This window comes from Lysobacter sp. CA199 (genome assembly GCF_052078715.1).
GTDB lineage: Bacteria > Pseudomonadota > Gammaproteobacteria > Xanthomonadales > Xanthomonadaceae > Lysobacter.
Genome location: NZ_JBQJIL010000014.1, coordinates 92,724 through 104,780 on the forward strand (window position 1 = coordinate 92,724; position 12,057 = coordinate 104,780).

At 65.6% G+C, this 12,057-nt stretch carries 4 protein-coding genes; all 4 read right to left on the reverse strand.

What is annotated here, in order from left to right; all coding sequences use genetic code 11:
- Nucleotides 1–583: 583 nt before the first annotated feature.
- The 4 genes from ACTOWJ_RS24110 to ACTOWJ_RS24125 all read right to left on the reverse strand — a co-directional run bounded on the left by ACTOWJ_RS24110 (nucleotide 584) and on the right by ACTOWJ_RS24125 (nucleotide 11,745).
- Nucleotides 584–3,490, reverse strand: a complete 2,907-nt coding sequence (locus ACTOWJ_RS24110; RefSeq protein ID WP_441337163.1) for a TonB-dependent receptor plug domain-containing protein — start codon at nucleotides 3,488–3,490, stop codon at nucleotides 584–586.
- Between the two features lie 178 nt (nucleotides 3,491–3,668).
- On the reverse strand, nucleotides 3,669–6,080 hold the full coding sequence (locus ACTOWJ_RS24115) for a family 20 glycosylhydrolase (RefSeq protein WP_441337164.1): 2,412 nt from the start codon (nucleotides 6,078–6,080) through the stop codon (nucleotides 3,669–3,671).
- Nucleotides 6,081–6,300: 220 nt separating this feature from the next.
- Nucleotides 6,301–8,778 (reverse strand): GH92 family glycosyl hydrolase, encoded by a 2,478-nt coding sequence (locus ACTOWJ_RS24120; protein WP_441337165.1) that lies wholly within the window; start codon nucleotides 8,776–8,778, stop codon nucleotides 6,301–6,303.
- 75 nt (nucleotides 8,779–8,853) lie between these two features.
- A complete protein-coding gene (locus tag ACTOWJ_RS24125; RefSeq protein WP_441337166.1) occupies nucleotides 8,854–11,745 on the reverse strand; it encodes a TonB-dependent receptor plug domain-containing protein in 2,892 nt (963 codons plus the stop codon).
- Nucleotides 11,746–12,057 lie beyond the last annotated feature (312 nt).

Sequence of the window (12,057 nt, forward strand, 5' to 3'; positions counted from 1 at the left end):
GCCCAGGAAACTTGCGTCGTGGATGTGGTGTCGCGGTCGGGCCTGAAGGCCCTCCTACAAGAAACTTCGGGCTTGCGCTGTGGATGTTGTGTCGCGGTCGGGCCTGAAGGCCCTCCCCCAAGAAACTTCGGACTTGCGCTGTGGATGTGGTGTCGCGGTCGGGTCTGAAGGCCCTCCCCCAAGAAACTTCGGACTTGCGCTGTGGCTGTGGTGTCGCGGTCGGGCCTGAAGGCCCTCGTACAAGAAACTTCGGACTTGCGCTGTGGATGTGGTGTCGCGGCCGGGCCTGAAGGCCCTCCTACAAAAGACTTCGGAATTGCGCTTACGCGGGTGCCGGAAAAAGCGGGAGCGCGATTCCCGCGCTCCCGATCCGATTCCGGACAAGACCTCGCCATGACGCATTCCAAACGCATGATGAGGGTTTACACCGCCTTGCCCGGGAGGTCCGCCGCCGAACCGGTGCGCGAGACTGGAGGACGCGCGTGCCTGCCCACGGCGGGGTACCGCCGGATGCACGGGCCCGGGCGGCCCGTGCATCCAATTTCGAGGATTTGTTTCGACAGCTTGCGCCGATGTGCTGCGATCAATCGAACTTGTAAACGAATTCGGCCGAGATTTCACGACCCACGCGGGTGAACACACGTTCGTTGGCGTAGGCGAAGAACTTCTTGTACGGGTCCTTGTAGTCGGCTTCGTCGAACAGGTTGTCGACGTACAGATTGACCCGGGCCTGTTCGGTCAGCTGGTAGCCCGCGGTCAGGTTGAAGTACACCGGCGCCTTGAGCTTGCCGACCATGCGGCAGGACGTGTCGGTCTGGCCGGGAAGGATCGGCGCGCACTCGTTGTAACCGTCGCCGTTGACGTGGCCGATGCGGTTGGCGAACAAGGTCGCGTTCCACGGGCCGCGGCTCCAGCTGGCACTGGCGCGGGCGAAGGTGCGCACTTCCTTGTCGCGGTTCTCCTGCATCGGCGCACCCGGATCGCGCTGTTCGTTGTTCTTGAGCTGGTTGGTGTAGTTGAACTGGAAGCTGAAATCGCCGAAGCGGGTGTCCGGGATCTTGTAGCGCGCGGTGAAGTCGACGCCGGCCACTTCGCGGTAGGCGATGTTGATCGGGCCGCTGAACACCGACACCACCTGGCCGAGTGGATAGTTCGGATCGGCCACGCCGAACGAATTGGTGCCCGGCGCACTGCGGGTCACCCGCGAGACGATGTCGGCGCAGGTCGACGAGCCCGGGGTCACCTGCATGCGGTCGCTGGCGCGGCGCGTGCGACCGTTGCGGCACTGGCTTTCCAGATCGAGGATGTCGGCGATGTCGAAATCGCGGACCTGGTTGTCGATGGTCATGCGCCAGTAGTCGGCGCTGAAGGACAGGTTTTCGGCCGCGTCCCACACCAGGCCGGCGCTCCACGACTTGCCGGTTTCGCTGTCGAGCTTGAGGTTGCCGGTGCGGGCGATGTTGTGGCGGTAGTACAGCGCCTGCGAACTGCAATCCGGACCGAGCCCGCGGTTGATGCAGGTGGCCACGTCGGAATCTTCCTGGGTGCCGGTGCCGCTGGTGGCGAACAGATAGTGCATGTCCGGCGCGCGGAAGGTGGTGTTGTACGCGCCGCGCACCAGCAGGCTTTCGATCGGGCGCCATTCGATGCCCGCGTTCCAGGTGAAGTTGCTTTCCTTGCGCGCGTCGTCGTCGTAGCGATCGAAGCGGCCGGCCGTGGTCAGGTCCAGGGTCTTGAACACCGGCAGCTTGAACTCGACGCCCACGGCGTAGCGCTTGCGGTCGCCGCCGCCCTGGTTGCTGCCGCCGGGCTGGTCGTAGAGCTTGTTCGGGCCGAAGGTCAGCGGATCGGGGTTGAGGCGGTAACCCTGCGAGCCGGCTTCGATCACGCCGGCGAAGCCGACCGGACCGGCCGGCAAGTCGAACAGCTCGCCGCTGACCGAGAACTGGGCCTGGTTCATCCACGACTCAGCGCTGCTCTTGCCGCGGGTGGTGAGCTGGCGGAACGTGTCCGGCGTCATCGGGCTCCAGAACTTGCCCTGATCCAGCGCGTACACCGGCAGGCCGTTGTTGGTGCCCAGTTGCGGGCCGAGGAAGTAGCTGTCGACCGCGCTTTGCAGCATCCCCGGGAAGCTGAAGTCGACTTTGTACTCGGTGCGCCCGACCGTGGCGTCCCAGTTGAAGCGTTCGCCGAAACGACCGCGCAGGCCGGCGGCGAGGTCCCAGGAACGCTCGCTGGTGTTGAACAGGAACGGATCGCGGCTGCCGGCTTCGGGCACGGTGAACGCGCGGCGCGCTTGATAGGTGCCGCCGGTGTTCTGGTCGTAGAACGCGCCGCCGCGATTGAGTTCGAAGCGCAGCGCTTCGTCCTGGCGCGACTCGCCGTCGCTGTCCCACAACGAGGCGCTGACCCAGGCCTGCATGCCGTTGTCGAAATCGTAAGTGAAGTTGCCGAAGCCGGAACGGTTGTCGGAACCGTTGCGCAGGCTCCACAGCGAATTACCGCGCGACTGCGAGCAACTGTAACCGGGGAATTCGGGCGCGTTGCCGTCGTTGCCGAGGAAGTTGTGCAGCGGCAGATCCTGGAAGCGGTCGCAGGCGCCGGCCGGCGGAGTGACGCGGCGCTTGGCGCCGGCGTCGATCAGTTCCACGCCCCACACCCACGGCCAGGGATCGTTGACCAGCGGCTTGACCGTCGCGGCCGGCTCCAGGTCGGAGGCGAGGAAGCCGCGCTGGCCGGCGAAGATGGTTTCGCGGCCGCTCAACTGCACGCCGTAGGTGGCGCTCCATTTCTCGCCGGTGCGGCCGCCCGTCCACGACAGGTCGTAGGAATCGCCGCCACCGCGCGTGGTGGTGCCGCCCTTGATGCGGACCTCATCGCCATTGAAGTTCTTCTTCATGATGATGTTGATCACGCCGGCCATGGCGTCGGAGCCGTAGATCGCCGAGCCGCCGCTGGCGAGCACTTCGATCCGATCCACCGCCGACATCGGGATGTTGTTGAAGTTGGCGAAGTTGCCGCGGCCCTCGTAGGGCAGCGGGTAATCGGCGACGCGGCGGCCGTCGATCAGCAGCAGCGTGCGGCCCGGGCCTAGATTGCGCAGGTTCAACGGGCTCGCGTTCGGCGTCGGCCCTTTGTTGACGTCGGCCTGCACGGAGCCGGTGACCTCGGTCAGGGTGCTCAGCGCTTCGTACACGGTGGCGAAGCCTTCGCGCTTGATCTGGTCGGAGCTGATCACCGTGACCGGCGCGGGGCCCTCGATCTGGGCGCGCTTGATGCGCGAACCGGTCACGGTGATCTTGTCGATCGCCTTGACCTCGCCTGAGCCGGCCGGCTCGGCCTGCTGCGCCTGCGCGATCAGCGGCAGGTACAACGCGGCGAGCATCGCCGCGCTCAAGGCGTTGCGGCGCGCGGCGGCGGCGCGCGTGCGGTTCGATGTCTGTTCTTGCGCATGGCCTTGGCTCGGCTTGCGGTTCTGATGCTGACTCACTGGCTACCCCTCCCAATCGCGGCCGAACCCTCGGCCAAGGTTGCGTTCGTGTCGTATGGACCGGCGTGCTCCGCGCCGGCCGATTTTGGATCGATCTAAAATTTCGTCAAAAAAAATCCCGCCATTTCGTCTGGCGGCCGCCTTTCGGCCGCCTCCCGATCGCCGCACGGGACGGCGCTCAATGCACCGCTCCACGCACGTCGAAAGCCTGCAACGCCTGATTCGGCGCGGCCGAACTCAAACGCAACCCCAACCCGCCCTCGCGCTGATACCAGTCCACCCGCAACCGGTGCCAGCCGCGACGCAACGGCACCGACGCTTCCGAAGTCTGGTCGTAACTGTCGTTGCGAATCACCCGCTCGCCGTCGATGTACAAGGCCGAACGATCGTCGCCCTGCAGCGCGTAGCGATACACGCCGTCGGCCGGCACTTCGATATACCCCTCGTAGCGCACGCCGAAACGCTGCTTGCGTCCGAACGCGCCCACGTCCAGCGACGAGGCCACACCCTGCGCCACCGGTGCGGCGGCGCGTTCGAACTCGTCCAGATTCGAAAACAGACCTTCGTACACCCGATACCCCAACCCCGCCGTGGCGCGCGCCGGCTTGGCGATCGCCGGCAGATAACTGCGATAACGCAATTCGGCGCTGTGCACCCCACTGTGGCGACCGTCGGCGAGCACGGTCACGGTGCGCAGCTGACGCGTTTGATCCAGCGGCACGATCACTTCGATGGGGCCTTGGTAGGCCGACGAGGCATCGCCCGGCTCGCTGCCGTCGAGGGTGTAGCGGATCGTCGCGCCCGGCACGGCCGGGGTCAGTTCGAAGACGTGCGCGTATTCTCGTTCGTTGCCGTGCTGAATCTGCACCACGTCGGCCAGACCCTGCGGCGCGGGAATCCGATAACCGATCCGGTCGCGATCCAGGTGTGGGAACTGGCCGCGCAGACGCCGCTGGAAATCGGCGTAGTCGCGATCGGCCTGCGGCGTCCACGCCACTTCGGCCAGCGCCAGCAGGCGTGGAAACACCATGTACTCGACCATCGCCGGGGTCTTGAGGTACTCGGTCCAGACATTGCCCTGCACGCCCAGCACGTGGCGCGCCTGCGCGGCGCTGAGCACCGGCGGCACCGGGTCGTAGCCGTAGACTTTGTCCAGGGTGAGTTCGCCGCCCAGGTTCCATTGCTCCTGCGCGGCCGGGCCCTGGCCGTAATCGAAATAACAGCATTGGGTCGGGGTCATGATCACGTCGTGGCCCTGCTGGGCCGCGGCGATGCCGCCGGCCTCGCCGCGCCAGGACATCACCGTCGCGTCGGGCGCCAAGCCGCCTTCGAGGATCTCGTCCCAACCGATGATGCGCTTGCCGCGCGAATGCAGGAACTTCTCCATGCGCTGGATGAAGTAACTCTGCAACTCGTGCTCGTCCTTCAGGCCTTCGCGGCGGATCACCGCCTGGGCCGTCTCGCTGCTCTTCCAGCGCGTCTTCGGCGCTTCGTCGCCGCCGATGTGCAGGTACGGCGCGGGGAACAGCGCGACCACTTCGTCGAGCACGTTCTCCAGGAACTTGAAGGTCGTCTCCGATGGGCAGTAGATGTCGTCGTACACGCCCCAGTTGGTGCCGACTTCGAACTGGCCGGCCGTGCAGGCCAGTTCCGGATAAGCGGCCAGGGCGGCGAGCGAATGGCCCGGCATCTCGATTTCCGGAATCACCATGATGTGGCGCGCACGCGCGTACGCCACCACCTCGCGCGCCTCGTCCTGGGTGTAGAAACCGCCGTAGGGCTTGCCGTCGCCGACATAGGGATCCATGTTGCGGCCGAGCACGGTTTCCTTGCGCCGGGCGCCGACGCCGGTGAGCTTTGGATAGCGCTTGATCTCGATGCGCCAGCCCTGGTCCTCGGTCAGATGCCAGTGAAAGGTGTTGAGCTTGTAGCGCGCCATCATATCGAGGTAGCGCTTGATGAAGTCGACCGGATACAGATGCCGGCCGACGTCCAGATGCATGCCGCGATAGGCGAAACGCGGCTGGTCTTCGATGCTCAGCGCAGGCACGCGTATCGATTCGTCGCGCGCGGCCGGCAGCAGTTGGCGCAAGGTCTGGTAGCCATAGAACAAACCCGCCGGCGGGCCGGCCAGGCGAATGCCGCGCGCGGTGACGTCCAGCGTGTAGCGTTCGCGGGCCTTGGCATCGGCGTTGTCCGCTACCGGCTCGGCGACGAATTGCACATAGCCGCTGGGCTCGACCTCGCTCTTGCGCGCTTGCGGCGCGCCGCTGCGCAAGGTCAGCTGCAATTGCTGGGTCGCGGCGAGTTCGTCGCGCAGAAGTTGCGCGATCGCACGCGCCTCGGCGTTGTTGGCGTAGAGCGTGGTGGTGGCATCCAGAGCGAATTCGCCTTCGCCGCGTTGCAGCCTGGACGGAAGCGGGACCAGTTCGGGCGTGGTTATCGCCGGTCTGGTCGTCGCCGGTTTGAGGCTCCGGTTCTCCGCGTTCTGCGCATGCGCCAGCGGCGTCAGGCCCACCGCGGCGCCCATCAGCCCGAGCATCGTCAGGCGCAGTTTGGATCGTCCGATTTTCGCCAGCGCTTGTTTCATCGAGTTCGATTCCTTGGACTGCCTGGATTGCTTCGGTTCCGTCATGCCGCGAGGTCGGGCTCAGCTTTACTTCGGCGGAGCCGAACATCCAGAGACTTCAAAGTCGTGTCGCGGTGAAGCCCTGGATCCCCGCCTTCGCGGGGATGACGGCCTGAAACAAGCTCATCCAGACCGTGGCTTCATCGCCGTGCTTCGCCGTACTCGCCGACTTCTTGCCTGTTCACCGCGGCGACGCGCACGCCGACGTCGGCAGCGCATCGGCCTTCGTCCCCCAACCGCCTTCGGCCGGGGTCTTTCCGAGTTCGAAGCGCAACTTGCCGCCGTTGCGCAGCGCGCTCCAATCCAGCCACACCTTGTCCTGCGGTTTGCCGTCGAAACTCGCCGACTGCACGTACTGCAGCGCGCGTCCATCTGCGCCCGGTGCTTCGATGCTCAGGGTCTTACCCTGCCCCAGGTCGAGTTCGATCTTCTCGAACCGCGGCGTGTGCAGCAGCAGCTCGCCGCTGCCCGGCACCGCCGGATACAGGCCGATCGCGCTGAACAGATACCAGGCCGACATGGTGCCAAGATCGTCGTTGCCGGTGACGCCGTTGGGCGCGTTGGTGAACAAGGCCTGCGCCGAACGCAGCACGGTCGCGGTCTTCCACGGCTGGCCGATCAGCGTGTACATCCACGGGCTGTGCAGATCGGGCTCGTTGTTGGGGTTGTAGCGGTACTGGTTGTAGTAGCTGTACGGTCCGACCACCCATTGCTTGCGCGCCGCGCCCAGCGGATCGGCCAGCAAGGCCTCGTAGGCGAAGAACGCATCCAGGCGCTTGCCGGTCAGCTCCGCGCCGCCCATCGCCGCGACCACGCCGGGCACGTCCTGCTGGGTCAGCCACTGGTATTGCCAGGCGGTGCCTTCGTGGAAACCGTGATGCGAGCGCGGGCTGTAGCTGCCGTCGGTTTCGTTGTAGAACGCGCCGCCTTCCAGGCGCGGCCGCGGGAAACCCTTGAAGCCCAGTTCTGGATCGGCGGCGTCGTTGTCCCACACCTTGCGCCAATTGCGGCCGCGTTCGCGCAGGGTCGCCGCGTCGTCGTTCTTGCCCAGCGCCTGCGCCATCTGCGACAGCGAGCAGTCGCCCAGCGCGTATTCCAGGGTCGAAGAACCGCCGTGATGCGGATCCACGTCCATGCTCTTGGCCGGGAACGCGCGGTCGTACTGGACGAAACCGTCCTTGAGATAACTCGGATTGCCGGCGCGGCCGTTGCTGCGCACCAGCGCCGGCGGCGTGCCGTAAGCGTTCTCGCGCAGCGCCGCATAGGCCTGCTGCTCGCGGCCTTCCAGCGCTCCGAAGCGCCACAGGTCGACCAGGAACGGGGTCACCGGATCGCCGGTCATCACGTTGCTGTCGTAATTGGCATAGCCCCAGCGCGGCAGCCAGCCGTTCTGCTCGTGGATCTTGAGCACCGAGTTGGCGATGTCGCGCGCGCGCTGCGGACGCAGCATCGCCAGCAACTGGTTCTGCGAGCGGTAGGTGTCCCACAACGAAAAATACTCGTAGTAGGTCCAGCCTTCGGCCTTGTGAATTTGCGTGTCGTAGCCGCGATAGCGGCCGTCGCTGTCGCTGCCGGTCAAGGGCTGCAGCAGCGAGTGATACAGCGCGGTGTAGAACACGGTGCGGTCGTCGCCGCTGCCGCCGGTGACCCGCACCGAATCGAGTTCCTTGCGCCAAGCGGTCTGTGCCTGCGCGCGCATCGCGTCGAAGCTCAATGCCTTGCCGCCCTTGCTGCCCTCATCGCGCAGATTGCGCCGCGCGCCTTCGGCATCGACATGGGAGATCGCGCTGATCGCGGTCACCGCGCGGCCATTGGACGTGTCGAAGGTGAACCACGCGCCATGCGGACGGGTGTCGCCCTGCATGCTGTTGTTGCCGCCGGGATGGCCGCCGGTTTCGTCCCAGGTGCCGTGGCTGGCGAACGGCCGGTCGAACTCCATGCGGAACCAGGTGGTGTACTGCTGGCCGCCGCAGAAACTCTTGGTGACGATCTTGCCTTCGACCGCGCGATCGCCGATCACCTGGATATTGCTGCCGACCACCATATGGCGTTCGTTGGCCTGGCCGGTGTTGACCAGGATCGTGCCCTGCCTGGCGCCCGCCGGGAACGTGTAGCGCTCGGCCGCCGCGCGGGTGAGCGCAGTGGCCTCCGCGTCGATCGGGCCGGCCGCCTCGCCGGTCAGGCGCACTTTGTAATAGCCGGCCTGGCCGACTTCACCGTCGTGGGTGTAAGCCGATGCGTAGGTCTTTTGATCGAAGGACTTGAACTCCTTGGTGTCGAAGCGCTTGCCCGGACCGATTTCGCCGGTGGTCGGCAGCACCGACAACACACCGCCCTGCTCCCAGCAACCCGCGCCGGACAGGAACGAGTGGCCGAAGCCGCGGATCTTGGGATCGTCGTAGCGCCAACCCGAGTAGTGGTCGCCGATCGGGCTGATCTGGATCAGGCCGAACGGCGCGGACGCGCCGGGAAAGGTGTTGCCGTCGTCCTTGCTGCCGATGAAGGTGTTGACCTCGCGCACCGGATCGCGCGCGGCATCGGCCGCCTGCGCGACCGATCCGCATGCCAGTACGACGCTCAACGCCGCGGCGAGGGGCCAGAACCTGGCGCCCATCTGAGAAACCGTACCGCGCCTGCGTCGAACCGGATTGCGAGTCATCGTGTGTCGCGTCCTTAGCTGGAGGAGTGAAAGCGCCGCGGCGGCATCGGCCGCCGCCGCGGCGCGTGCAGCGGTTTACTTCAGGTCGAGCACGTACTCGATGGCGATCTCGCGGCCGACCGGGCTGAAGATGCGGTCGGCGATGAAGGCGAAGTCCTTCTTGTACGGATCCTTGTCTTCGTTGACCTCGTCGAAGATGTTGCTGACGTAGACGTTGACCTTGGCGTTGTCGGCGATGCGGTAACCCGCGCTCATGTTCCAGGTGATCGCCGGCCCCACGCGGCCCCAGTACTTCTCGGTCTTCTGGCCGAAGGTCGGGCTGGCCGGATCGGTGTCCGTGCAATCGTCCGAGCCGGGCGCATAACCGTCGGCGAAGCCGCGGCAGCCGCGGAAGCGCACGCTCGGCACGCTGCCGACGCGGTCGGCGTAGACGGTGGCGTTCCACTTGTTGCGCTGCCAGTTGACGCTGCCACGGAACTTGCTGCGCGGCTCGTCGGTGCGCTTGTCTTCCATCTCCGCGCTCTCGTCGGTTTGCGTTTCCAGCTTGAGCAGGTTGGTGTAGTTCAGGCCGACGCTGAAATCGCCCCAGCGCTGCGTGGTGAAGCGGTACTTCAGCGAGGCGTCGAGGCCTTCGACGTTGCGCGCGGCGCGGTTGATCGGACCGGTGCGGATGTCGGTGACCTGGCCGACCAGCGGGCCGGCGCCGTCGGGATCGGGACCGCGGGTGACGCGACCGAGCTGCAATCTGCAGCGGTCGGAACTGGGCGGACTGATCCGCGGCTCGCCGGACGGGGTCTTGCCGGTCAGGCAGTAGGCTTCGTCGAGCAGCACATCGTTGGCGCCGACGTCGTCGATCTCGTCTTCCAGTTCGATGCGCCAGTAGTCGGTCGACACCGACAGGCCGTCGGCGATGTCCCAGACGAAACCGACGGTCCAGGAATTGCCGGTCTCGTACTTCAAATCCGGCGTGCCCTGGCGGGCGATATCGACGTCCTCGGACTTGAAGCCTGCGTCCCAGTTGCAGTTGCCCTGTTGGCCGGCGCGCAGGCAGTTCAGATAATCGGTCTGGTCGGCGACCGAGGTGCTCGGCGTGGCGTAGACGAAATGCATGTCCGGCGCGCGGAAGCTGGTGGCATAGGTGCCGCGCACCAACAGATTGGAGAACGGACGCCATTCCAGACCGGCGTTGTAGGTGCTCGCGGCATCGCCGGACACCGCGTCGTACTTGTCGTAACGGCCGGCCACCGAGGCGGTCAGCGACTTCAGCAGCGGGATCTTGAACTCCACGCCGACTGCGTAGTGATTGCGCGAGCCCGAGCCCAGGTCGAGGTTGGCGGTCTGGTCGTAGAGGCGGTTATCGCCGATGGTGTTCGGATCCGGCGCCAGGCTGTAGCCCTGCTTGGCCGCTTCGAGCTGACCGGCGAAGCCGATCGGACCGGCCCAGCCTTCGAACAGATCGCCGCTGACGATGAAGTTGGCCGAGGTCAGCCACGACTCGGCGCGGTTCTTGCCGCGCGTGCTGATGGACGCGTAGTCCTGCGGCGAGATCGGATTCCAAAAACGGCTCTGATCGACGCGGTCGCGGTTGGGGCCGAGGAAATAACGATCCGCCTCCGCCCGCAGGATCGCCGGAAATTTCTCGTCGACGGTGTATTCGGCGCGGCCGATACTGAAATCCCAATCGAAGCGCTCGCCGAATTTTCCGCTCAGGCCCACCGCGGCATCCCAGGAAAGCTCGTCGGAATGGGTATAACCGCTTTGCGCCCCGCCGATTTCGCGTGGGCTGAAGCTCTTGACCAGATCCAGATCGGCGTTGAGGCCGACATCGTGATAGGTGCCGTTGGAATTCCAGCCCGGCATGAAGGTCATGTTGCTGCCGCGCGAACTCCACACGCCCAGGCTGGCCCAGCCCTTCATGCCGTTGGCGAAGTCGTAGTTGCCGTACAGGTAACCCGAACGGTCTTCGCTGCCGTTGCGCAAGGTCCAGTGCTGGAACGTCGCGGTCTGACCGCACTGCCAGCCGGTGTTGCTGATGGTGTCGGTGTTGCGGTTGTAGGTGCGGCGGTTCTGCAGGAAGAACTCGCCGTCGTACTGATCGCAGGCGCCCGGCGGCGGCATCAGCCGCTGGCCGGTGCCGGCGTTGAACATGCGGATGCCGACCGAGGGCAGAATGCCGACCTTGCGATCCTGCGGATTGAGCGAAAGCGGCGGCGCATCGAACTCGGAATCCATGAACGGACGTTCGCCCGCGGGCATCGCTTCGCGCTTGAAGTACTGCAGCGCGTAGGTGACGCTCCAGTTGTCGCCGCTGCGTCCGCCGGCCCAGGACAGATCGATCGCGTCGCGGCCGCCGCGGGTAGAGGTGCCGCCGCGGATTTTGACCTGATCGCCCTGGTATTCCTTCTTCAAGATCACGTTGATCACGCCGGCGACCGCGTCGGAGCCGTAGATGGCCGAGGCGCCGCTGGCCAGCACTTCGATGCGCTCGACGATCGCGGTGGGAATGTTGTTGTAGTTGGCGAAGTTGCTCTTGCCCTGGTACGGCAGCGGGTAATCCACCACGCGGCGGCCGTTGATCAACAGCAGGCTGCGGCCCGGCCCCATGTTGCGCAGATTGAGCGGGCTGGCGTTGACGGTGTGCTGGCCCCAGGCGATGTCGGATTCGACCGTGCCCATGGCCTCGGTGAGGGTGGTCAGCGCGTCGTAGACGGTATTGAAACCTTCTTTCTCGATCTGCGCGGCGGTGATGGTGAACACCGGCGCCGGGCCTTCGATTTCGGCGCGCTTGATGCGCGAACCGGTCACGGTGACTTTGTCGATATCGGTCGGCTTACCCGTTGCGGCGGCCGCCGGCTCGGCATCGGCCGGCGCTTGCGCCTGATCGGGTGCGGCCTGCGCCAGCGGCGCGAACAGGACCGACAACAAGGCGCATGTCAGCGCGCTGCGTCGCAAGGTGGAATGACTCATCTTCGCGGTGCTCCCCATGGAATAGTGGACTGCAATGGCGACCGGTCCGTGGTCCCGAAATCGCTCGAAACGCATTTCTCTCGATCTAAGCAATCGGCTCGAGGGTCCCGAAAGGCCGCCCCGGCATATCCAATCCCCAAATTGGATCGATCTAAATTAACCACAACCGACCCGCGCCTTGCATGACGCGGCGCAGCAATATCTGTGTGTTAGGTCACGACGGAGCCCCTATCCTGGCCACGTCTGCGCCAGGCGGGAGCGCTAAGTGATTATTTTGCCGAATCTGGCGGCGCTGCGCCTGCGGTGTCGCCG

Bases quoted from the DNA above. Each gene is read 5' to 3' on its own strand.
- ACTOWJ_RS24115 (WP_441337164.1), bottom strand. From the start codon at position 6,080: ATGAAACAAGCGCTGGCGAAAATCGGACGATCCAAACTGCGCCTGACG.
- ACTOWJ_RS24120 (WP_441337165.1), bottom strand. From the start codon at position 8,778: ATGACTCGCAATCCGGTTCGACGCAGGCGCGGTACGGTTTCTCAGATG.
- ACTOWJ_RS24125 (WP_441337166.1), bottom strand. From the start codon at position 11,745: ATGAGTCATTCCACCTTGCGACGCAGCGCGCTGACATGCGCCTTGTTG.